Annotated in this window: 19 protein-coding genes and 2 tRNA genes; 10 read left to right on the top strand and 11 right to left on the bottom strand. The window is 46.5% G+C overall.

Annotated features, from left to right (window positions below; translation table 11 throughout):
• Positions 1 to 125: 125 nt before the first annotated feature.
• The 4 genes from ABU615_RS05155 to ABU615_RS05140 all read right to left on the bottom strand — a co-directional run bounded on the left by ABU615_RS05155 (position 126) and on the right by ABU615_RS05140 (position 5585).
• A complete protein-coding gene (locus ABU615_RS05155) occupies positions 126 to 413 on the bottom strand; it encodes an AHH domain-containing protein (RefSeq protein ID WP_370389351.1) in 288 nt (95 codons plus the stop codon).
• Positions 400 to 594 carry a hypothetical protein gene (locus ABU615_RS05150; protein WP_367486936.1) on the bottom strand — a complete coding sequence of 65 codons (195 nt, stop codon included), beginning with the start codon at positions 592 to 594 and terminating at the stop codon, positions 400 to 402. Before ABU615_RS05150 ends, ABU615_RS05155 begins: the two co-directional genes overlap by 14 nt.
• Positions 595 to 685: 91 nt before the next feature.
• Positions 686 to 1225: an imm11 family protein gene (locus ABU615_RS05145; RefSeq protein ID WP_367486938.1), complete on the bottom strand. Its 540-nt coding sequence runs from the start codon at positions 1223 to 1225 to the stop codon at positions 686 to 688.
• A gap of 1 nt (position 1226) precedes the next feature.
• Positions 1227 to 5585, bottom strand: coding sequence for an RHS repeat-associated core domain-containing protein (locus tag ABU615_RS05140; RefSeq protein WP_370389323.1), 4359 nt, complete (start codon positions 5583 to 5585; stop codon positions 1227 to 1229).
• Positions 5586 to 6148: 563 nt separating this feature from the next.
• Between ABU615_RS05140 and ABU615_RS05135 the strand changes: the two genes are divergently transcribed.
• From ABU615_RS05135 to ABU615_RS05125, 3 genes are read left to right on the top strand one after another with little or no spacing between them, the layout of a single operon-like run.
• Positions 6149 to 7159 carry a peptidase U32 family protein gene (locus ABU615_RS05135; RefSeq protein WP_267408566.1) on the top strand — a complete coding sequence of 337 codons (1011 nt, stop codon included), beginning with the start codon at positions 6149 to 6151 and terminating at the stop codon, positions 7157 to 7159.
• A gap of 16 nt (positions 7160 to 7175) precedes the next feature.
• Positions 7176 to 8099: a U32 family peptidase gene (locus tag ABU615_RS05130; protein ID WP_267392195.1), complete on the top strand. Its 924-nt coding sequence runs from the start codon at positions 7176 to 7178 to the stop codon at positions 8097 to 8099.
• Positions 8086 to 8523 (top strand): SCP2 domain-containing protein, encoded by a 438-nt coding sequence (locus tag ABU615_RS05125; protein ID WP_367486949.1) that lies wholly within the window; start codon positions 8086 to 8088, stop codon positions 8521 to 8523. Before ABU615_RS05130 ends, ABU615_RS05125 begins: the two co-directional genes overlap by 14 nt.
• Positions 8524 to 8603: 80 nt before the next feature.
• On the opposite strand, the gene ubiG is transcribed toward ABU615_RS05125, so the two are convergent.
• The 4 genes from ubiG to ABU615_RS05105 all read right to left on the bottom strand — a co-directional run bounded on the left by ubiG (position 8604) and on the right by ABU615_RS05105 (position 13902).
• Positions 8604 to 9353: a bifunctional 2-polyprenyl-6-hydroxyphenol methylase/3-demethylubiquinol 3-O-methyltransferase UbiG gene (gene ubiG / locus ABU615_RS05120; RefSeq protein ID WP_367486952.1), complete on the bottom strand. Its 750-nt coding sequence runs from the start codon at positions 9351 to 9353 to the stop codon at positions 8604 to 8606.
• Between the two features lie 2 nt (positions 9354 to 9355).
• Positions 9356 to 10981 (bottom strand): ArnT family glycosyltransferase, encoded by a 1626-nt coding sequence (locus ABU615_RS05115; RefSeq protein ID WP_370389322.1) that lies wholly within the window; start codon positions 10979 to 10981, stop codon positions 9356 to 9358.
• A gap of 150 nt (positions 10982 to 11131) precedes the next feature.
• Complete coding sequence (locus tag ABU615_RS05110; protein ID WP_370389350.1) at positions 11132 to 12544, bottom strand: amino acid permease; 1413 nt, start codon at positions 12542 to 12544, stop codon at positions 11132 to 11134.
• A gap of 290 nt (positions 12545 to 12834) precedes the next feature.
• Complete coding sequence (locus tag ABU615_RS05105; protein WP_267408561.1) at positions 12835 to 13902, bottom strand: metallophosphoesterase; 1068 nt, start codon at positions 13900 to 13902, stop codon at positions 12835 to 12837.
• 910 nt (positions 13903 to 14812) lie between these two features.
• Here ABU615_RS05105 and ABU615_RS05100 point away from each other — a divergent pair.
• Positions 14813 to 14888: transfer RNA gene (locus ABU615_RS05100), tRNA-Arg, on the top strand.
• 597 nt (positions 14889 to 15485) lie between these two features.
• Here ABU615_RS05100 and ABU615_RS05095 read toward each other — a convergent pair.
• The 3 genes from ABU615_RS05095 to ABU615_RS05085 all read right to left on the bottom strand — a co-directional run bounded on the left by ABU615_RS05095 (position 15486) and on the right by ABU615_RS05085 (position 17287).
• Positions 15486 to 15809, bottom strand: coding sequence for a rhodanese-like domain-containing protein (locus tag ABU615_RS05095; protein WP_367486962.1), 324 nt, complete (start codon positions 15807 to 15809; stop codon positions 15486 to 15488).
• Positions 15810 to 16046: 237 nt separating this feature from the next.
• Complete coding sequence (locus ABU615_RS05090) at positions 16047 to 16274, bottom strand: ChaB family protein (RefSeq protein ID WP_370389321.1); 228 nt, start codon at positions 16272 to 16274, stop codon at positions 16047 to 16049.
• Positions 16275 to 16630: 356 nt separating this feature from the next.
• Complete coding sequence (locus ABU615_RS05085; protein WP_267404102.1) at positions 16631 to 17287, bottom strand: protein-L-isoaspartate O-methyltransferase; 657 nt, start codon at positions 17285 to 17287, stop codon at positions 16631 to 16633.
• A 498-nt stretch (positions 17288 to 17785) separates the two neighbouring features.
• Here ABU615_RS05085 and tpiA point away from each other — a divergent pair, with 498 nt between their 5' ends.
• The 6 genes from tpiA (at position 17786) to fabF (ending at position 23133) form a co-directional block, all read left to right on the top strand.
• Positions 17786 to 18541: a triose-phosphate isomerase gene (gene tpiA, locus ABU615_RS05080; protein ID WP_367486967.1), complete on the top strand. Its 756-nt coding sequence runs from the start codon at positions 17786 to 17788 to the stop codon at positions 18539 to 18541.
• A gap of 14 nt (positions 18542 to 18555) precedes the next feature.
• A complete protein-coding gene (gene secG, locus ABU615_RS05075) occupies positions 18556 to 18918 on the top strand; it encodes a preprotein translocase subunit SecG (protein WP_367486969.1) in 363 nt (120 codons plus the stop codon).
• A gap of 20 nt (positions 18919 to 18938) precedes the next feature.
• Positions 18939 to 19024 (top strand) — tRNA-Leu (locus ABU615_RS05070).
• A 254-nt stretch (positions 19025 to 19278) separates the two neighbouring features.
• On the top strand, positions 19279 to 21306 hold the full coding sequence (locus tag ABU615_RS05065; protein ID WP_370389349.1) for a prolyl oligopeptidase family serine peptidase: 2028 nt from the start codon (positions 19279 to 19281) through the stop codon (positions 21304 to 21306).
• Between the two features lie 244 nt (positions 21307 to 21550).
• A complete protein-coding gene (gene acpP / locus ABU615_RS05060) occupies positions 21551 to 21790 on the top strand; it encodes an acyl carrier protein (protein ID WP_025331393.1) in 240 nt (79 codons plus the stop codon).
• 95 nt (positions 21791 to 21885) lie between these two features.
• Positions 21886 to 23133: a beta-ketoacyl-ACP synthase II gene (fabF, locus tag ABU615_RS05055; protein ID WP_370389320.1), complete on the top strand. Its 1248-nt coding sequence runs from the start codon at positions 21886 to 21888 to the stop codon at positions 23131 to 23133.
• Positions 23134 to 23381: the final 248 nt, after the last annotated feature.

Raw genomic sequence — 23381 nt, 5'->3', positions numbered from 1 at the left:
GTAAAGACTCTTTTATTTTAAGCTCTTTACATTTTTTTAAACTAAGACTAGGAACCATACTTGTTTTATATTGAAACCAAAAATTTTCTGGATAATCATCTGAAATTTCAAATATATACATAATTTTAGCACCATTTTTTGTTCAGAATGGTTTTACCTTTACGTAAATTAGCTCTTTCCGTTGTTATTAGTTTGTTCAAAGCTTTTTTATATTCTTTTTTGGTCCAATTATTTTCTTTTCCAGTTTCTAATATTGCATCCATTTTGAACCTCATCTCTGTGTTATATTTACTATGATAACCATTGTGGACAGATCTAGTAGAATGCGCATCAGCTGAAGTAGGCAGATAAATTATATTTTTAATTGAATGAATATTCATGCCAGCCGCTTTAAGTAAATCATGATCTTTCAGTTGCTAATGTGACCTTCTTCATCAGTGAGTTCTTCTGGGCACCATTGACATCGGTATGGTAGTACAGCACCTTTTGTTCCGTATCGGTGGTGGTCTCTACTCTGGCTAAAGGTTCATAGCCGCTTTCATCAGTGTAGATATAGACGCTTTTGCTTCTGTCAGTACGGGTTTCCTGAATCATGCTTAGCCCGTCCCACAGATGGCATTTCGTTTATCAGATGTCTTGCCTGACTATTGCTAATAGCCAGGTTTACTAAATTAAATTATATGGATCAATCTATTCCTTTTACTTTATTTTTTATAAAAAACTGTCGTAACGACTCTGAAATCACAATTCGCCCTATAGATTCTTTACACCTTGCCATACAAAATTGCTCATTCATATTTTCTTTAAAGACGATTTTATAAAATTTTTTGGGTCCATCAGGATAATCATCTAATATTGGTTCATATTCAGATTTATTCATATCAATACATGATATTAAACGAAGAATATTTAAAACCTTATAACCAGAATAGCTGCGACCATTAACAATTATAGTTGCCTCTATTAGCTGGACATCATGTAAAAAATCTTGATTGTTTGAAAGTAAATTGGCAAGTCTAGGCGAGATAAATTCAGGACCATCACTGAAATAAATATCATAAGATAGTAAACGCTTTTCACTTACCTTTTTTTCTAATTTAAAAATTAATGGTTTATTTGATTGAATCTCCTTGCATTGTAACAATTCGTAAAGATCAACTTTAGTTGAGTCATATTGGAACCAATAACTATTAGGATAATTATCTATCATAAGTTCATAAATCATATCAACATCCTTTGGAAGGCCTAATTGAATTTTTATTTAAAATAGTTTTTCCACTACGTAAATTAATTCTTTCTTTTTTTATTAGTTTATTTAAAGCTTGTTTGTATTGCTTTTGTGTCCAATTTTCCTTTTGACCCCTTTCATAAATGTCACTCATTTGCGCTTCTATATCCCGTGTGTATGCAAAGTGTGAGCCGTTGTGAATGGTTCTAGTAGCATGCGCATCAGCTGAAGTAGGCAGATACATTATATTTTTAACCGAATGAATATTCATACCAGCCGCTTTAATTAAATTATGATTTTTCAGTTGCTGTGGAATAATATGATGCTTTTGGAACCCATCAATCTTCGGCATCGTATTATATGTCCATAAACCCCAAGGATCGATCCACATCAACCCATTAGGCGCATACTGATACAAATTAAACCCACCCAGCAACCCAATCGGGTCCGGCTGCGTGAATCTGCCTATATCCGGGTCATAGTACCTGAAAGTATTGTAATGTAAGCCCGTTTCTCTGTCTAAATACTGCCCCTGATACCTCAGGTTCTGTTGTATCTGGCTGTGTTCGATTTCCTGTATCGGTTTGCCCCACAGCTGATAACTGCATGCCCATACAATGTGACCGTCTTCATCAGTAAGTTCTTCCGGGGCACCGTTGACATCGGTGTGGTAGTACAGCACTTTCTGTTCCGTACCGGTGGTGGTCTCTACTCTGGCTAAGGGTTCATAGCCGCTTTCATCAGTGTAGATATAGACGCTTTTGCTTCTGTCAGTACGGGTTTCCTGAATCATTCTCAGCCCGTCCCACAGGAAACGGGTACGGTTGCAGGCTTTGCCCGCCCGGTCTATCTGGTGTTTTTCGATACGTCGGCCTAAGGCATCGTAGACATAGCCGTAACGTTCGGTACAGTTTAATTTTTCGATACGCACTTCGGTCAGGCGGTGTTCGGCATCGTAGTGGTAATACTGAGTACCGCTGGCGGTCTGTTTGCTGTGGGTACGGCCGTGTGCGTCGTAGGTGTATTGCAGGCCACGAAAGTGGAGTAGCTGGTTAAAGCGTATCAGGTTCTGGTTGTCGGTACTGCTGTCTTCGTTGCGTCTTTTATCCAGCAGGTTGGCAGCGGCATCGTATTGCAGGGTTTCCCAGTAGGCCTGGTTGCGGCAGCTTTCGATACGGCCGGTGCGGTCATAGTGGTAATCGGTCTGTCCTTGCCGGGTATGTTTTTTACTCACCAGCCGGTCGAGGTTGTCGTACTGGTAGCGGCGGTCGGTAAGGATGTCGGGCAGGATGGTGTTGTGGCCACGCCGGGTCTGTTTGTGTTGCAGGCGGCTGTTGCGGTCGTATCTGAATTCGGTGTTCAGTTGTCCCTGGCTACGCAGGACTTCGCGATGTAGGCGGTCGCGTTCGATGTCGGTGATGGTGGTGCCGTCGAGGTTGATTTGGTGCAGATGGCCGGAACCGTAATAGAGGTTGTTGAGGGTACGGCCATCGGGCAAGGTGGTGGCGATGCGGTTGCCCAGTTGGTCGTACTGATGGCTGAGGGTGCCTTGTGCGGTGGTTTCGCTCAGCAGGTTGCCGATGATGTCGTAGCGAAAGGTGATGATGTCTGCTTCGGCCTCGGTCGGTAAGCCGGCTTTTTTGTAGCCGACTTTGATGAGGTTGTCGGCGGGGTCGTACTGGTAGGCGGTGTTGCCATCGGGGGTGTGTTTGCCAATCAGTCGGCCGATGGCATCGCGTGTGAAGCGGTGGGTGATTTCGGCGGGGCTGCCGGCAGCAAAGTGAACGGCACTGACGTTATCCAGCTGATCGTAAGTCAGCTTTTGTTTACGTCCGCCCAGATCGGTCTGTTCGGTTAGGCGGTCGCCGGCGTCGTAGGTGAATTGGTAATGCTCGCCGTTTTCGTTGGTTAATGTAGTCAGCCGGCTATAGGTATCATAGTGAAAGCGGATGCTGCGTCCGGCGCTATCGGTGCGTCGGTGCACCAGTCCGCGCGGGTCCCGATGGTAATGGGTGGTGTGGCCGGCGGGGTCGGTATAGGTCAGTAATTGTCCTGCTGCATTGACGCTGAAGTGTTCTTGGCGGCCATCGGGCAAGGTGGCGCTGATAAGGTCGCCGGCGGCGTTGTACTGGTAGCGGCTGCTGTTGCCGATGGCGTTGGTGATGTCGGTCAGGTTGCCATGGCGGTCGTAGCCAAGCTGGGTCAGGGAGCCGGAGCAGTCGGTATGTTGGATAAGCTGGCCGTTCGGGTTCCAGCGCAGGTATTTGTGCCCACCTCTGGCATCGGTGATTCTGGTTATTTGGCCGTGCTGGTCGTATTGGTAGCGGGTGCGTTGTTTTAAGGGGTCGATGACGGTCAGCAGGTTGCCGCGTTCATCATAGTAGTAGCGCCAGGTGCTGCCGTCGGGGTCGACGCTGATGGTGGGTAAGGCCCAGTGGGGTAACCACTGGGTCTGGGTGGTGCGTCCCAGTGGGTCGGTTTCGGCGGTTTCGCGTCCTTGTTCGTCATAGCTGTAGCGCCATTGTCCACCTTGGGCGTCGGTGACGCTGATGAGTTGTTGGTTGTCGTTCCATTCAAATGCGGTGGTGTGACCAAGGGGGTCGATGTAGCGGGTGATTTGGTAGACTTCGTTCCAGTAATGCTGGCTGATGCGTCCCAGGCTGTCTTTGACGGTGGTGAGGCGTTGCTCAATATCGTAGTGAAAGTGATAGTCTTCTTGTCGCTGGCCATCTGCTTCGGTCCAGTGATGGGTGACGCGCCAGGCGGTTTCGGCGGCATCGGCAAAGTAATCCCACTGGTAGTGGCAGTGCAGGCCGGTGGGCAGGCGGTGGTAGATGAGGCGTCGGCCGGTGTCGTAGGCAAAGGTGCGGGTGTGCCGCTGTTCGGCATCGATGACGTGTTGGAGGTCGCCCTGTGCGGTGTACTGGTATTGTGCCAGTACCCGGCTGTGGCCATTGGCCAGTTGCTGTTTGATGGTGGTGACGCGTTGTGGGTGCTGGGGATGCTGATAGTGCAGGGAGAGGCGGGTGCTGCGGTCGTTGTCGGTGATTTCGATGATGCGGCTGTGGCTGTCGCGGTAAAGAAGGAGGCGGTTGTCGTTGCGATCTTGAAGTGCGGTGAGGTAGAGGCGGTGGGGTTGGTTGGGGTCGGGCTCGAAGAGGCGGTAAAGGCCGTCGTCGTCTTCGATGACCCAGCGGTTGTGCTGGCCACGGCGGATGGTGAGGTTTTCGTTGATGCCGCGCATGCCTTCGCCGGGTTGTAAGGGGTCGATTTCGAGGCGGCGGCCTTGTTCGTTGATATAGACGGCGGCACAGGAGCCATCGGGCTGGGGGGAGATTTCGATTTCGACTTCGAAGCTGACGCTCCATCCGGCGCCGAACATGTTATGGGAGCGGGTGTCGACGCTGCTGTAGAAGCGTTGCCATTGGAGAGGCAGATGGGCGGGAAGGGTGAAGTCGAGGTCTTCGGTGCCGAAGAGGAGTTTGGCGCCGGTGGGAAGGTGGACGGGGTGGCCGATCCTTGTGGCTGCCGTAATTTTAGAAGATAGATAGCCGACGGCAACCGAAGTAGTGGCAAAGCAAAAAAATTTGTTACAAATTTTTTTAGGGTTGAGGAGTATTGTAAAAATGCTAGCCGCTAGGGCAACGGGATGTTTGCCGCTTCTGATTTCACGGACGACGATGGGTTCGCCACCGATGCGTACGTTGTTGGATACTTTGACGCCGCCGGCATGGTCGTCGGTGACTTTGGCTTCGCAGGTGCTGCGGTCGTTGCTGCGTACGGCCGGTTGGCTGTTGATGTAGACTTTGCTGGATCCTTCGGCTAGATATTCATCTGTGCCGGGCAGATGCGGATGTTTGCAGCAAAGTATTTTGTCGTCATCTCTGGGTTTTGCTCTGGGATCAGGTGAGGCTACGGTAGGCCTGTATAGTTGCATGGGAAGGTTTTCAGCAAACTCTACAAAGTCATTTAGTGCATTTGAAGCAATATCGATAAAGCTTTCGGGCTGCTGTGGTTCTTCGCTGCTGTCACTTAGTTCAATGCTTTGATCTATGGCACCTGCGGCGCGGGCGGAAGCTTTGCCATTGGTGCGGGTATTGGGCGATCCGGTTTTGATTTTGCCATCTTCAGCCAAGGGAAATAAATTACTGACCTCTTCAGATAAATCTGATATGACGTCATTAAGTCCAGAAGCTGCGACAGCGATACCAACAAGTGTAGACACTATAAAACCACCGGGAATAAGACCTATTGCTCCATAGCACGCAAGTTCTACTGCTGCGCCGGCTATGTCAGCCCATATTGAAGTATGTAAAAGGATGTCTCCTTCTCGGGCGGCCCAGTAGGTGTCTGCCATGTGTAAACCCCTTTAAAATCTTTTAATTCGTTGTTTGATAGTGCTAATTTTCTAGATTTTTAGCGATATTATCTAAGTATGAGGTTGTGGTTATCTTCTTTGTTTGGGTTGAATCATGTAATTTAATGTTAGGTTGATTTAAGTTATATGATTTTTATGTGAATTATGTCATTAATTTGATTGTTATGCACTTAATAATTTGAATTGAGTAGATTTTGATTGGTATGGATATTGGTAATAGGTTGTGAGAAAGCTGGGGAGATATTCTTGAGGGTAACGGTTTTGAGAGTTGGGTTTTGGCTGGCTAAACAGGGGTAAGTTGATAGATGTATGTAAATGTTAGCATTGTTTAATTTAGACTTTTTTGTGTTTTTTTGTTTTAAATTGGTATTAAAGTTCAATTTTTTTCTGTTTTTGCTTGTTTCGTGTCAATAAATCCGTTTGGCTTAGATGTTTTAATCCGGTGTTTTGTGGGCTGCTGGGAAGGCGCAAGGCGGACTGGGTATTTGCGACTGATTATGGGTAGCTGATTGGATTACTGTTGATTGGGATGGTGAGAACGGATGGGTGTTAAGGTTCCAGAGCTGGTGTGTCCGGCTGGTAATCTGCCGGCGTTGAAGATGGCGATAGATCATGGCGCGGATACGGTCTATATGGGGCTGAAGGATGCAACCAATGCGCGAAATTTTGCTGGTCTGAATTTTGACTCTAAGTCTGCGGTAGAGGGAATTACATATGCGCACCGGCGTGGGCGTAAGGTGTTGATGGCGATAAATACCTATGCACAGGCAGGAGAAGTAAGAAAATGGCAGCAGGCGGTGGATACGGCTGCCGAAATTGGCGTGGATGCGGTGATTCTGGCGGACTTTGGATTGCTGAATTATGCACACAAGACGCATCCACAACTGGCGCTGCATATGTCTGTGCAGGGTTCGGCAACTAATTATGAAGCAATTAATCTGGCCCAAGAGCTGTTTGGTATCCGGAGGGTAGTGTTGCCGAGAGTGCTGACACTGCCGCAGGTGGAGCAGGTGATTAAGCATACTTCAGTAGAAATTGAGGTATTTGGCTTTGGCAGTTTATGTGTGATGGTGGAGGGGCGCTGCTTACTGTCTAGTTATGTGACGGGTGAATCTCCAAATACGTTTGGGGTGTGCTCACCGGCAAAATATGTGCGCTGGGAGCAGCAGGCAGCAAGAATGAACGCACGCTTAAATAATATTCTAATTGATCAGTATGCAGCAGACGAGCCAGCTGGTTATCCGACTTTGTGCAAAGGGCGTTTTCAGGTAAATGATGAAACTTATTATGCATTGGAAGAGCCGACAAGCCTGAATGTGCTGGAGATTTTACCGCAGTTGTTGGCCATGGGTGTGGCGGCGATTAAGGTGGAGGGACGGCAGCGCAGTCCGGCATATACGGCGCAGGTAACGAAGGTATTGCGGCAGGCGCTTGATTTGGCGGTACAGTGTCCTGAATCGTTTACGGTGCAGCCGCAGTGGCAGCAGGCGTTGGCTAAGGTTTCTGAAGGACAGCAGGTGACGCTTGGAGCGTATAACCGGCCGTGGAAGTGATGAAGGGGTGTGAGTGATGCAACGGGATAAGCTGGCTTTGTCTCTAGGGCCGATTTTGTTTTTTTGGCACAAGCAGCAGATTGTGGAATTTTATCAGCAGCTGATTGGTGAACCGCTAGCCACGGTTTATATGGGTGAAACGGTATGCTCGCGCCGGCAGGAGTTGAAAGTAGCAGACTGGATTGATTTGGCGCGCGATGTGGCGGCTGGTGGCTGTGAAGTGGTGCTGTCTTCACAGGTGCTTTTGGAAAGTGAGTCTGATTTAAAACGTTTGCGTAAGTTGGTGGAGCAGGAAGATTTCTGTGTAGAGGCTAATGACCTTGCTGCTGTACGGTTGTTGCATGCTAAAGGAATTCCTTTTGTCGCCGGACAGGCATTGAATATTTATAACGAGCAAACGCTGGCGTTGATGCAGTCGCTTGGCGCTAAACGCTGGGTGGCTTCAATTGAGTTGTCAGCCGGTCGGCTGGAGCAGATGATTGCGGCGGTACCGGATGTAAACTGTGAGGTATTTGGCTGGGGGAGAATGCCGCTGGCCTATTCTTCTCGCTGTTTTACGGCGCGCCATTACAATCTGAAAAAGGATAGTTGTGAATTTAAATGCTTGGAGCATGCAGACGGTTTACCATTGCTCACGCGTGAGCAGCAGGCTTTTTTGACGATTAATGGTATACAGACGATGTCTGCTGGTTGTCATTCTTTACTGGCACAATATCAGCAATTGCAGGCAATCGGGGTAAACCGTTTTAGGCTTTCTCCACAAGCACAACATATGGTGGATACGATACGGCTACATCAGCAGGTGATGGCTGGTGTACTAGAAACAGAAACGGCTTTGTCTGAGCTCAAAGGGTATGCCGGTGGTACGCTGGTAGATGGCTACTGGCAGGGTAAGGCAGGAATGAATCAATGCAAAGAGGTGATGTATGCAAATACCTGACAGAGTAATGCCGGGATTGCTGAAAAATGTGGTGGAAAGGCTGCCGGCTAAACCGCCGGCATGGTTGCTGGTACAGACGTTGAATCAGCTGCTAAAAAGAGAAATTTTGCTTGCTGATATGTCATTGCTAGCCGGACGTTTATTTCGGGTTGAGGTGGCTGACTTGGGATTAAATCTATTTTTCAGTGCTTCGGAGCAGCGGTTTATGGTCTCGGATGTTAGTACTGACGTGGATTTGTGTCTGAGCGCAAATACTGCTGATTTTATGAAGATGTTGTTACGGCAGGAAGACCCGGATACGCTGTTTTTTAATCGCCGGTTAAAAATTGAGGGTGACACGGAGCTTGGGCTGATTGTTAAGAATTTGCTTGATAGTATAGATTGGTCGACTATTCCGATGATGAAATCATTGGTAAAGCAATGAGTTTGTTTTATTGATGTAATGAAGATAATTCTGTGGCCGGTATCATGTCGATACCGGCTTTGTGGTTTTAAAGCAGATGGTTAGTTCGCCGGACGACGGCAGGCTATCATGTAGTTGACGTCTAGGTTTTCGGTAAGATGGTAGTGTTTGGTTAGCGGATTATATGTGAAACCGCTACTGCCCAGCCATTCGAGACCAGCCTGCCGGCACAGACGCGCCAGCTCGGCCGGTGTGATGAATTTGTGGTGATCATGGGTGCCGCGGGGCATCAGTTGTAAAATGTATTCGGCGGCAATGATGGCTTGCAAATAGGATTTTGTGTTGCGATTGATGGTGGAGAAACAAACAACTCCGCCGGGTTCCGTCAGTTCGGCACAAGCTCTGACTACGCTGCCAGGATCAGGAACGTGTTCCAGCATTTCCATACAGGTAACGGCACCAAAGCTGGCCGGCATTTCTGCGGCTAAATCTTCTACACTGACTTTACGGTAGCTTACATTGCTGATTTGCTCCTGCATGGCGTGCAACTGGGCTATTTTGAGCGATTTTCCGGCTAAATCGATGCCAGTCACGCCGCTGGCGCCTGCTTTGGCCATGGCTTCGCTTAGAATACCGCCTCCACAGCCTACATCCAGAATTTTTTTGCCGGCCAGTCGAGCATAGCGGTCGATAAATTCGAGACGTAAGGGATTAATGTCGTGCAATGGTTTGAATTCACTGTTTTTATCCCACCATTTGTGCGCGAGCTGGCTGAATTTGTCGATTTCGCTAGCATCAACGTTAGCTGGGGCAGCCGGAAGATGAGTATGTTCCTGAGTTGGGGTATTCATGATTATTTTTCCTTGGTTGCGGTGGTTTTGGCCCACAAGGCAATGATATTGTTTTTTTCACGCGGGCGTGCTCCCGACCAGATTTCGTGCCATGGTTGCGGAGGTTCGGCTTTGGGGTCGCGGGTCACTAAACGGTATTCACACTCAGGATTGTCTGCCTGCAAGGGTATCCAGCTATATTGCTGCCAGGCAATGCGGGTACTGAAATTGTCGTGATTGATACTGATGCAGGCATGCCGATCGCTGAATGCCTGTAACTGCTGTTTGCTCAGGCTGTTTTCCATTTGCTGAACCACTGGCCGTGCCGATTTGGCCGCATCCAGCCAAGGCAAAAACAGGGTCAATAGCAGTGACCATACTAATAAAACTCCGGCTGCCCAGTTGGTTACTGCTTGTCGGCCACGGATATGCTGGCGGGTAATGGCCCATAGCCAAAGTGGTGTCAACACGCAAGCGACAATCAAGGGAAAGTAATTGACATCGTAGCGGTAATAGGGACTGAAATAAACGGCACGGGCAGCCAGTTTGGCCGGCCAGCCATAATTCATGGCGATGAAGCCAAGCCAGAGGAAAAGTGCCAGAAAACCAAAAGCCATGATGCCAAACCAGTTGAGGAAGGCGATGGCTCCGCGACGCAGTGCATCCAGCTGGGCGGCTCCGAGTAAGGCCATAGGTGGCAGCACGATTACCAATAAATCCTGATATTGCAGCGGCAGCAAGGCAAAAACTGGTAGGCATAGACTTAGCCATACGATAGCAAGCACGCCCCAGCGCTGTTTTTTTAACTTGCCGCGCGTAGCAGTCCAGATGGCCAGAGGCCATGCAGGAAAGGCAAACCAAAGCAAATTTTTTAAATAGTATCCAAGCGAGAAGTGTACTTCTTGATGTTGAAAACCACCAAAAGGGGCGAGAGCATGATACTGCCACCACAGATTAAAAATATTGGCAGCGGTCTGATGCAGAGCAAGTGGCCAAACTATCATTAGAGGTAGGGCACAGAGCAGGGATATCAGTAAAACTAGATAATAGCGACGGCGACGCCACTGAGGGTAAAAAAGCAAGCTGAACGCTACCAGCATCAGCAGTAATGGCCACAATAGGCTGCCGGTCAGAGACAGTACAGCCCAGCCACCGCCCAGCATCATGCAGGCCATCATGATGCGACGATCTGACAGGGAAAAACCATACCAGCACATGGCAGAACCAAGAAATAGGATAATGCTGTCGTTGATAAAATGAGCTGGTATTAGAATGCCGGTACAGCCGAGTAATATGAGAATGGTGATGCGTCCGTAGCCACGGCCAAGAAACTGGCGTCCGGAACCGCCGATGCAGGCAAACGAACACACAATCAAAATGACATTGGTTAGACGCGTGGCTTCAAAGGCGTCCATTTGGTTGGGGCTAAATAAATGTTGGCATAGGGCAGACAACCAAATGTAGAGTGGGGAGGCTTCCCAGTTTATTTCGCCAAAAATAGTAGGAACTGCCCAGTGTGCCTTGTGCCACTGGCTGGCGGTGGTGAACAGATAAGGTTCACCTGGTGTCCATAAATCATGATGCAATACCCCCGGCCACAGCCACACGAATACCAGTAACAACCAAAGCCATGAACGCTTTTTATTCATGCTTTGTGAGCTGGGTTTGCTGGGTGTATAGGTGAGCATAGGTGATTAACAGCTGTTTAGGGTGTGATATAGGCTTTATGTTAGCGGAAAATGCAGTAGGCAGCCAGATGAGGCTGCCTGTGGCTACGATGATTAGGGCGAAAATTAATCCTAATCAAGGTGTTTGCTTAGATTCACCTGTGTCAGTGGTACTTTGCGGGTACGGTAGCGAAGTTTGTGATACAGGTAAAAGGCAGCAAATACTGGGAGACCCATATAGGTAATAGCAAAACGCTGCCATTTGAAATCACCATGTAGTAATAATTGGCTGTCTTGTCCGATAATCACCAGAATACACAGTAATAGCGCCAGAATGGGGCCAAATGGAAACCATTTAGCGCGATAAACCAGTGAATTGATGTCGTTACCCTGCTGTACAAAGGCGCGGCGGAAACGGTAGTGACTGATGGCTATGCCTAGCCAGGCAATAAAACCGGTCAGACCAGAAGCGGCTACGATGTACTCGTAGGCACCTTCGTCCACACTTTCCAGCAAAAAAATTGCCAATACGACAACGGCTGTAGCCAGTAAAGCCAATACGGGCACGCCGCGCTGGTTGACTGCTGAAAAGCGCCGGTGTGCCATGCCGTCTTTACCCATAGCGTACAGCATACGGGTAGAAGCATACAGGCCAGAATTACCGGCAGACAGGATGGAAGTGAGAATAACGGTATTCATCACGGCAGCGGCAAAAGCCAGCCCAGCGCGCTCAAACACCAGTGTAAACGGTGATTTGGCAACCTGATCCACGTCAGCACCGAGTAAGGCATCACTGTTATAAGGAATCAGCAGGCCAATTACTAACATGGCTAGAATATAGAAAATCAAAATACGCCAAAACACTTGTTTGATGGCTTTGGGAATGCTTTCCTGCGGGTTTTCTGATTCGCCGGCGGTAATGCCGATGAGCTCGGTGCCCTGAAATGAAAATCCGGCAATCAAGAATACACCGAGTACGGTAAAGAAACCACCCGACCAGCCATGTCCGAGTATCGGTGCATCGCCAATGGTGAAGTTGCTCAGGCCGACATATTGACCGCCAAGAATGCCGAAGATGGTCAGCACGCCAACGCCGAGAAACACGATTACTGTGACTACTTTAATCAGAGCAAACCAGTATTCAGATTCACCATAGGCGCGTACAGACAGTATATTGAGCAGAAACACCAGAGCAAAGAACAGCAAACTCCAGCTCCATGCCGGCATAAAGCGCAATGGTTCCCAGTAGGTAATCACCAATGAGGCAATGGAGATGTCTGCAGCAACGGTAATCACCCAGTTAAACCAGTAATTCCAGCCCAGTGCAAAACCCAGCGACGGATCAACAAAGCGGGCTGCATAAGTGGAGAATGAACCGGAAGTAGGCAGGTAAGTGGCCATTTCGCCTAGTGAGGTCATGAGAAAATACACCATAATTCCGATGGCCATGTACGCCAGTAAGGCGCCACCAGGGCCGGCATCGTGAATCGCACTGCCACTGGCCATAAACAAGCCTGTACCAATACTGCCGCCAATGGCAATCATTGACAGATGGCGGGTTTTCAGATGGCGTTTAACTTGGTTGGGAGAGGAATTGGCGTCTGTCATTCTGATAATGTGTAACTATATGCGCCGGTATGTTGTAATTGAGCAGAACTGCACTACCTTGCGGCCAACTTCAGGCGCGCACCGGAGGTACGGTGTGACATACCGGAATGGATTGTCTATTTTAGGGTTTAATAGCGTATGCCGGATATTTTTATCCTTTTTGCATACTGGGTTTTGTTGCAAAAGTCTTTATTATAACAAATTGTATGCGTTGCTGGCATGAGAATTCAGAGGTAACGCTCTCCATGATAATATTTACCATTATTCAGCATAATTATATTTTCGGGCCAGCGCAGTGCAGCCAGATGCATCTGGCTGTCTGTCACAGCAATGGCTTTTTTGCGTTCCCGCCAGCGTGCACCAATGGAAAAATCCACGCAAAATACCTGACGTTGCTGCCCCAGCCAGTGTGTTGGAGGCTCCTGAAACAGTTCTTTGCGGTGTTCGGCTATGCCGGTGCCATACCAGCTGCGCCAGTAATGGCCGATTATTACCGCCACAGGGTCGGTATACTGCTGCCACCACGGTTTACGTACTGTGAAGCGCCAGCGGCCGTTGATATAAAAAGGCTGTTGTGTGATGGCCTGAATGCCGCTGGTGAGCGCACGTATTGGATTGTGACAGCTGCGTAGTAGATCATAATGGGCTGTACCTGCTTGAAACGTCATCGGATAGTGCTCATTTTCCAAGTCTTTATTTAATTGCCGCTGCTCCTGCTGGTATGGTTCGTACCATTGCGTATTTCGGAAATCATCTAAAAAGCGGTCTTCCCAGTAATGATATTGTTTTACCAGTGAAGTTTCACTGCATTCTAGTAATTTATCAATACTTTCCGGCAACCACGCAGCGTGAACGATGCGCAAATCGTCCCGTTGCAGAATTAATGGCCATTGTGCGATGGTTTCCTGTAATTGCCTGCGTTGGGCAGCGGGATAATGCTGCCATGGCGCGAACCGTGCTTCATCCTGTGGCCGATTATCAAAATACCAGCCAGCTCCGTCTTTAGGATCGTTAATTAATAAATTGAGTTCATGATTACCGATGATGGTAAATGCGTTTTCAGAGGCGGCGGCCTGTATCACCCAGTCAAGAACAGCAGGGCTGTTTGGCCCACGGTCGCACAAATCGCCAACAAAAACGAGTTTACGCCCGTGTTGATGGCGACCGTAATCATCGTAGCCAAGAAAGTGTAATAACTGCTGTAAAGCTTCCCACTCGCCATGAACATCACCAATCACGTCCAGCGCGGTGTTAGGTAAGGGGCGGATAAAGGTACTTAAGTCAGAATACTTCATTTTAATGGCCTGTGTTAACAGACCTGACTGCTGTCTGTGCGAATATTTATTATTTTAAAAACAATATTTAATCAACTAAATCCAATTAACATAGCACAAAATATTCAAGTATGCCAATTCCCCGCTATATATGTCCTTTTATGTATGATTAATGTCAGTAAAAGTGTATGGAAATGATTTGGCTATAAATATTCAATAATTAAGGAGCTGACTAAAAATTAGATATTTACCGTTAGATTATTTACTGAGCAGATATCCAGAAACGAAAACTTATCCGCCAGCATCGGCTGTTTGTTTTGCACTTAAAAAACGAATAAATTCAATGTATTATTTCCAATAATAGCTACTTAGGTGTTCTTGAAAACTCAATTAAACGTTTATATTTGTTTCTAATGCCATGAGTACCTTTTAAACTGACCATTGGCTGGGAGGCCTTTCGCTTACTCATTGCTATTACCAGTCTGCTATTTTCCGTTTGTGTCCCTGTTTGATGTTTAGAAACATTCTGGGCAATTCAGACAAAATATTTATTGTTAATAAAGTATTAAGGCATATCGTACCCTGACATCTGGTAATAACGTATTTTGCAATATGCATATATTTATTTGTGTTTTCTGGAAATGAGCCGATGAAGATATGGGCATGTTTAATAGCAATTCTACGATAGTGTGTCGGCCGCTATTCGCATGTGGACAAGGTAACGGTTATTTGCGTTGGCATTTAATGTCTCTATATAACCCATTATCCGTGATGTGTTCGGATTGTCGTTATTATTGCTGAAATTAAAATATTAATTTCAATTGTTTATTTTGAGTAGTATTGGTTGTTAGTGTGATTGATTGCTTTTGCTGGTAAATGATTTTGCCAAGCTGCTTGATTTCAGCTAAAATCTGGCCTCTTTAGTATATTTGCACCTATAGCTCAGTTGGAAGAGTGTCGGTTTCCGAAGCCGGAGGTCACAGGTTCGATCCCTGTTGGGTGCACCAAGTTAGCATTTAAGGGTTTCAGGATGGCTGAAACCCTTAAATTTTGATATCTGTACATTTGTTTAAAACAAAATTTCAAACAAAATATAAGTTTTAATCACGCAGTGTTTAGACAGTGCTACATGAAAAACTGTACTGTATTGTAATTAATGCGTTGGTAAGGGTTGTAAGGATTCAGGTTTGATTGTGGCTGTGTATCAGTAGGGAGCGGCCTACATAGCGTCTAGTTTAAATTATTCGTAATATTATGATTAAAGCTGATGCAGGACGTGTCTATTTGTACTGTTGCTAGATTTTTTCTAATCAGTTCTGAAATTTTTACTATCTGTAAGCAAAATTTGATCTTGATATTTTTTGCTAAATTGAGTGCACAACTGGTACCACCTATTACGATTATTACAGCGGTGGTTATTTTACATAAATCTTTCAAGGCAATTTCTACTATCGATACGATACTTACGCTGGCTGGCGTGTTGTTAATAGATAGCAAGCTAAAATTAAGGCAACAATAATTATTATTCCATATAGATAACTATTGTTCAATTAAACCGAGCCTTTTTTTTGAAAGCCAATGATTTCGAGGCTACGAATCTGGAATTAGTAGGTGGGTATGTTGCTGTCTACTTCTCTTGACCATGCATCGATGCCGCCCTTGAGATTATAAAGATTTTCAAAGCCGGTATTCTGTAAATACAATCCTACTTGCATGCTGCGCATGCCATGATGGCAGTAAATTACGATTGGTTTATCGTCCGGTAATTCGTTTTGGCGCAAGGGAATCATATTCATTGGAATATGGAAATACCCAGGAATAGCTGCATACTGGACTTCGCTGTCTTCACGTACGTCAAGGAGGACAAAATCTTTTTTTTGCTGCTGCCATTGCTGCAATTGTGCTGCATTTATTGTCTGAATGGTCATATTAATAAATTGATTCTGTGTGATGTGTATGGATATTAATCTAATTTGATTATGTGGCTGTATGCCTGCAGGCATTTGCTTTGTTAGCCGGATCAAATGATACCTGTGTTTATCTGAATATGCCAATGCAGCACAACTGGCAGTAGCTCAGACTATTGGCTAGCTTGGTTATAGTGGCAGTATCGAAAAAGCTGGATTTTTGCGTGAATTCTGTCTCGTTGTATGCTGATTGAGCGCTTACTTAGGCTGCCATTTGCCATCATTGCCTTTATGATAAACCTTTTCGACAGCAGCCCATGCTACTCGGAAGGCAATGGTTTCTGCATCGCTATTATCGCGGCGTTTTTTCGGATCCTGATATTCTGCTATGGCGTGATTAAATGCTTCTTTGAATATTTCTTGCGCATGTTCCGGTAAAGCGTGCCGTACTGATGCAGGTAGATCACTGCGGTGCTGATAAGGCATGATATTGCTCCCGATTTTGGTTCTATAGCCTAGTAAATCGCAATAAGTGATTTAATGCAATCAGTTTTTCTAATTATGTTTTTGTTTTAACTAGGTTTTGATTTTTTATTACTTAAAGAGCGAAGATGACGGGCAGATGGATGGATCGGATGCGGCCGATGCCAATATGCAAGAGAAGTTAAACATATTGTTTGGTGTATGTATGCATACTGATTGGACTGTTGATTTGCTGGCTGAAAGCTAAGTGCTAGATATGGCGTAGAAGTTAGTATACTGCGATATTTGAATTTGAGAATGCACAGGCAGCACCGTTGCCGTAATGGCTACAAGTGCTGCTTTTTAAGAAAACGATAGAATCAGAATCTGAATTGATTAGGTGCCGGTGTTTCCAGACTGTGTAATGCAGGTGCTACGGTTTCGAACAGTACGGTTTCTTTAAGCTGATTGTTCTGGCGCTCAAACAGTATGGCACGCATTACTGGCGCTTCACCAATAATGGCTACCATGCGGCCATCTTCAGCCAGTTGCTCAAGTAGGGTGGCTGGCAGGGTAGGCAGAGAGCCGCCTACGTAAATGGCACTAAATGGAGCGCCAGGTAGCTTGTCTGCTAATCCGTCGCAGGTTTTGTAGCTGATATTGGTGTAGTCAAGGTCGCTGAGAACGAACTGAGCACGCTGCTGTTGTTCGGCATCTATATCTACAGAGATGACTTTTCCGGCCATTTTTGCCAGTATGGCCGTGGCGTAGCCAGAACCGGTACCAATTTCTACTACGGTATCGGTGAGGTTGAGTTGTAATGCCTGAATCATACGTGCGACTACTTTTGGTTCAAGCATTTTGCCACCATTGGCCAGTCCGAGAGCCTGATCTGTATAGGCTACTTCCTGTTGCTGTGGCAGAACAAAGCGTTCACGCGGAATATCGGATAATACATCTAGTAAGTCGAAATTTAATACGTCCCATGGACGGATTTGCTGCTCAACCATGTTATAGCGGGCGGTATTGAAATCCATGTCTGCTCCGAAAGGCTGATTACCCGAGCTGCGGGTGAGTAATAAGTAGGTTTGTATTATAAAAACATTGTTATGTGGTGTTGGATAGGGTACACCACATGAATTTGACCCAGAAAGATTATAAAACTATTTACGTTGTGACAATAGGGCAAAGGCAGTTGCGGTGTAGACGAATATCTACGAGCAGGCTCATTGTGATTGAGTAAGGTTATGTCGACATGTTGAAAAAGCACAGGTTTTATTTGTCTGTCAGATAAATAATGCGTGATACTGCAACGTTTAGCTTTGAAGTCGGAAGAGATCTATTGTTTATCTTCCGCAGTGTGGCTATGCACAGGGAGAAATCGGTAGGTTTTTACTGATTAATAGAACGCAAGTAGTGGTTTTCCGTTACAATGCCGCCGTTTGCAAGCTCTTTTAGTTTGCATTATGTATGAAGAATACTTTATATACTGTTTTGTTCAGTGTTGGCCAATCTATAGTCAGTAAGGAAAAAATATGTGGCAGCAGAAATGGATAATCGGCAATTGGAAGATGAATGGCAGTCAGTCGGCAAACCGGCAACTGCTACAAGCAATGCTGAAACCAGTAGATGTAGCTGCGGCTCATGTTTACTGTGGTGTGGCGGTGCCGAATGTCTATCTTGCCGGAGTGAATGAATTCACGCGTGATACATCGCTGGCGGTAGGGGCAGAAGATGTGAGCCGCTTTGCTGCAAACGGTGCTTTTACTGGAGAAGTTAGTGCGCAAATGCTGGCAGATGTGGGTGCGCAGTTTGTGCTGATCGGACACTCTGAGCGGCGGCAGTATTTTCACGAAGATAATCAAGAATTGCTGATTAAGCTGCAAAACAGCATGGCAGCAGGCCTGCTGCCGGTACTGTGTGTGGGGGAAACACTGGCTGAACGTGAACAAGGACAGGAGCAGATAGTAGTAAGTGCGCAGCTGGATGTGCTGGCCAGTCTGGGGATGAAAGAAGTGGTGGTGGCTTATGAGCCAGTGTGGGCAATTGGTACCGGCAAAGTGCCGTCTGTAACGCAGATTACTGCGATGCATCAGCTGATTTATCAGCAAATCTTGTCTTTGTGTGGTGAAGATGTTAAAATCCGCGTCCTTTATGGCGGTAGTGTCAACGCTGGCAACGCGGCTGAAATTCTGGCTGTGCCACATGTTGATGGTGCGCTGGTTGGCGGAGCCTCGTTGCAGGCTGACAGTTTTGCCGCTATTATTCAGGCTGCATATGCGCCTGCTTGATAAAAGTTGATATCATGGAAGCATTCAAAACCCTTATTTTAATCGTGAATATTTTCGCGGCGCTGAGTGTTATTGTGCTGGTGCTAATGCAGCAGGGCAAAGGTGCGGATGCGGGCGCAGCATTTGGTTCCGGTAGTGCTCAGGGTGTATTTGGTGCTGCGGGCAATGCAAATTTTCTCAGCCGCAGCACAGCGATTGCGGCCACTATATTTTTTATTACTTGCTTGGCTTTAGGCTATATTTCCACGCACCGCCACAGCGGCTTGGATTTTAGTAATGTGAAGCAACAGCAAGTAGTGGTACCGGCTAAGTCAGCAGCTGCCAGTGCACCGGCGGTACCGGTGAAGCCGGCACAGAAGCCGCTGATACCGGAATAGGAATTTTTTTACAGTTACATGCCGACATGGTGAAATTGGTAGACACGCCATCTTGAGGGGGTGGTGACCTCAGGTCGTACGAGTTCGATTCTCGTTGTCGGCACCATATTAGAAACATACAATACACAACAAGCATATTTAGGTATGCAAGTTAGCAAAATAATATTGCTGATATGTATTGTTGATTTCAATTGGATGATAGGGCAGCCTATAGGGGCTGCCCTTTTTATTTATGGCGAATATATCCGAACGTGATTGGGTAGGATGAGTTGATCAATTATGTTTATACAGAGGTATCAGACTGTAAAGATTGTCTGTCTGTCCACCTGTTTGGAATGAACCTTAGTTTATGGAAAAATCCTGATGACCAATACTGATCCTTTTGCCTATTTAGAAGACTTAAACGATGAGCGCACTCTGGCATTGATTCAGCAGGCGGATGCAGCGACTCAGGCTGAGTTTGCAACAGATGCTGAGTATGAAGCAGTACGTGATGATATGGTGACAATACTGCGTGATGAGCAGCAAATACCGTTTTGTCAGGAACATCGTGCACGCATGTATCATTTTTATCAATCGGCTGAATTTCCGAAAGGTGTGTATCGGGTATGTTCTGCTGCCAGTTATCGTGCTGGTTTGCCTGAATGGAAAATTTTGTTTTCTGTGGCCGATTTTGATGAACTGCTTGGAGATGATGTGTATTTGCAGGGTGTGGCACATTATGTGCAGGCACCCGAGCATGTGCTTATCAGTCTGAGTGCCGGCGGTGCTGATGCAGCCTATACCATTGAGTTTAATTTAAACGAAGGCAAAGTGGTTGAGGGAGGTTTTCATTTTCCTCTGAGTAAAAGCATCATTAGCTGGCGTGATACAGAAAGTGTATGGATATGTCCGGCATGGGATGAGCGGCAGCTGACTCAGGCTGGCTATCCACGGCAGGTATGGCTGATGCAACGCGGGCAAACCTTTGCGCAGGCGCAGCCAGTGCTAGAAATGCCAGCTGATGGCATGATGGTGAATGCATGGCGTTATTTAGATAGTCAGGGCGCACCGATTGATTTAATTGAGGCGGCAAGCGGCTTTTATCACAAGCAATATTATCAAGTTATGGCGGATTTAAGTGCCAAACCGCTGGGACTGCCTGATGATTGTGAACTGATGGGCTATCTATACGGGCAGTTGCTGGTGCAGTTGCGCAGTGGCTGGCAGCGTGCGAACCGAAGTTATCCGGCCGGTAGTCTGGTTGCAGTGAAATTACATAAAGGTGAGCTGGGTGCTACTGAAGTGATTTTTCAGCCTAAGGCCACTCAGGCAATTGAAAGCATTGAAACCACACGGCGGTTTGTATTGGTGTCGATACTAGATAATGTAAGCTGTCGTTTGCTGGCGTGGCAATTTAGTAGCAATGGCTGGCAGGAAGTTTCATTGCCCAATCTGCCGGATGGTGCGCTTGAAATTACAGACCAGCCTTGGGGCGGCGATGTGGTCTATCTGGCAATCAGTAGTTTTTTGGATCCTTTGACACTGTATACGCTTGATGTAAATTTGGGAGAGTTGTGTGTGATGCGGCGACAGCCGCAGCAGTTTGATGCGGCAGGGATGCAGGTGAAGCAGTTCAGTGCTGCTGCATCTGATGGGACGTTTATTCCTTATTTTCATGTTGGTAAACATATGAATAAGGAAATGCCCACTATTGTTTATGTTTATGGTGGCTTTGGTATGCCTCAGCTACCCTATTATCTAGGTAGTATTGGTCGGTACTGGTTGGCAAAAGGTTATGCATTTGTACTGGCAAATATTCGTGGTGGTGGTGAATTTGGACCTCAATGGCATGAGGCAGCCCGCGGTATTCATAAGCATGTCAGTGTAGATGATTTATTGGCAGTACTAGATGATTTGTATTCTCATGGGCGAGCCAGTGCGATGCATACAGCAATTCAGGGCGGTAGTAATGGCGGGCTTGTGGTGGCCGCTGCATTTTGCCGCCAACCGCAGTGTATGGGGGCGATGGTGTGCGAGGTGCCGCTTACGGATATGTTGCGCTATCCTTATCTTTCAGCCGGTTCTTCATGGGTAGATGAGTATGGTGATCCTGTTGATTCAGTTGAAAAAAATGCATTGCTTCAACTTTCGCCCTATCATAATTTGGGCAAATTGCAACACTACCCACCTGCTTTAATTACGACTAATCTTCATGATGACCGTGTACATCCGGCCCATGCACTGAAGTTTTATGCACGTTTGCGTTCACTCAGACAGCCAGTGTGGCTGGCTGTACCCGACACAGGTGGGCATGCAGGGGGTGTGACTCAGGAAAATACTGCAGCAGAATTGGCGCTGATTATGAATTTTTTATATAAAACGATTGCTGGCGATGATTCAATCTAAATCTAATAACTTGTGGCAAAAAAACAGGCTGTGCTAATATGGCTGCCGCTTGTCGTGTAATCTGCGCAGGGTGATAAGTAAAAATGCGCTGAAAATCGCTGAAAACCATAGAAAATACGGCAAAAAACAATTTGAATGGTAAACTCTATTTTTATTAGGTACAATAATATCAACAACTAAAAAGTTGATTAATTCAATTAACCCTGTCCGTATCGCAGCGGGCAAAGAAAAGAAAGATCAGTCAATGGATAACAATATCGAACAACGCGTGAAAAAAATTGTTGCAGAACAATTAGGCGTGAGCGAAGCTGAAGTAAAAAACGAATCTTCATTTCAGGAAGATTTGGGTGCTGACTCACTGGACACCGTTGAATTGGTAATGGCTCTGGAAGAAGCATTCGGTTGCGAAATTCCTGATGAAGAAGCTGAAAAAATCACTACTGTGCAACAAGCTATCGACTTTGTTGGCGCACACCTGAATTAATTCCGTGTAGTGTTGGTCAAATTCAAATTCCTCTGTCGAACTAAGGTGCCAAGTATCGCCTGATTCGGTAGAGGTTTTTTTCTTACGAGCAAATTATGAGTAAAAAACGAGTAGTCATTACCGGCCTGGGTCAAGTATCTCCTGTGGGTAATGATATCACCACAGCATGGCAGAATTTACTTGCAGGTAAAAGCGGCATTGGCACGATTACCCATTTTGATGCTTCGTCTTTAGTTTGCCAGATTGCTGGTGAAGTTAAGAATTTTGATGTAACGCAGTACATCAGTGCGAAAGAGGCACGCCGGATGGATTCTTTCATCCATTATGGTGTGGCTGCTGCTCTTCAGGCAATAACCGATGCAGGGCTGGATGATATTCCGGGTTTGGATAAAACCAGAGTAGGGGTAAATATTGGTGCGGGTATCGGTGGCTTGCCGGCAATTGAGGCCACTGCACGTACTGTAGTGGAGCAGGGTGCCCGTAAAATCAATCCATTTTTCATTCCCAGCTCACTGATTAATCTGATATCTGGCCATGTTACGATTTTAAAAGGTTATCAGGGACCAAGCTACGGTATGGTTTCTGCCTGCACTACTGGTGCGCACAGTATCGGTGATTCTGCCCGTCTGATTAAGTATGGCGATGCGGATATTATGATTGCTGGCGGTGCCGAAGGTGCCATCTGTGAGTTGGGTGTGGGTGGTTTTGCTGCCATGAAAGCACTATCTACTCGCAATGATGATCCGGCCACAGCCTCCAGACCATGGGACAAGGATCGTGATGGTTTTGTGATGGGTGAAGGTGCTGGTGTAATGGTGCTGGAAGAGTATGAACATGCCCGTAAGCGTGGTGCCACGATTTATGCTGAGCTGGTTGGATTTGGTATGAGCTCCGATGCATATCATATTACTGCTCCGAATACTGAGGGTCCGGCTCTGGGGGTGACGCGTGCTCTGAAAGATGGTGGCCTGAATCCAGAAGATATTGATTATGTAAATGCGCATGGTACCTCCACTCCGCTGGGTGATGTGAATGAAACCAACGCATTAAAATTGGCTTTAGGCGAACAGGCCAGAAAGCTAGTGGTGAATTCTACTAAATCGATGACCGGCCATCTGTTGGGCGGTGCTGGTGGTGTGGAAGCCGTTTACACTGTAATGGCTATTCACACGCAGAAATCTCCGCCTACGATTAATATTTTTGAGCAGGATATTGAGGCAGGCTGTGATTTGGATTATTGTGCTAATGAAGCACGGGATTTGCCGATTCGTGCAGCTATTTCCAATTCATTCGGTTTTGGCGGTACCAATGGGTCGCTGGCGTTTAAGCGTTTTGAAGATTAAGCGCTTTTGAAGTCCGCAATGTACACACAGGTTGTCTGATTAACAGGCAGCCTGTGTTTTTATATTAGCCGACCGACGGTAATCTGGGTAGCTGCAGAATAATGTCGGCTACGGTAAAGAATTTGCGCGACAATCAGATAAATTTGCTGATATTCAATGTGGATTACCAGTTTTTGCTATAGATGTTGCAGCTTGAGCTTGGTTTTTTGGATACAATGTGCTGCCTGTTGCAGCCTTAATCCAGATAT

The sequence above is a fragment of the Snodgrassella alvi genome, from assembly GCF_040741455.2.
Lineage (GTDB): Bacteria > Pseudomonadota > Gammaproteobacteria > Burkholderiales > Neisseriaceae > Snodgrassella > Snodgrassella alvi_E.
The sequence above is the reverse complement of the archived record's forward strand: the minus strand, read 5'-3'. Positions and strand labels throughout refer to the sequence as shown.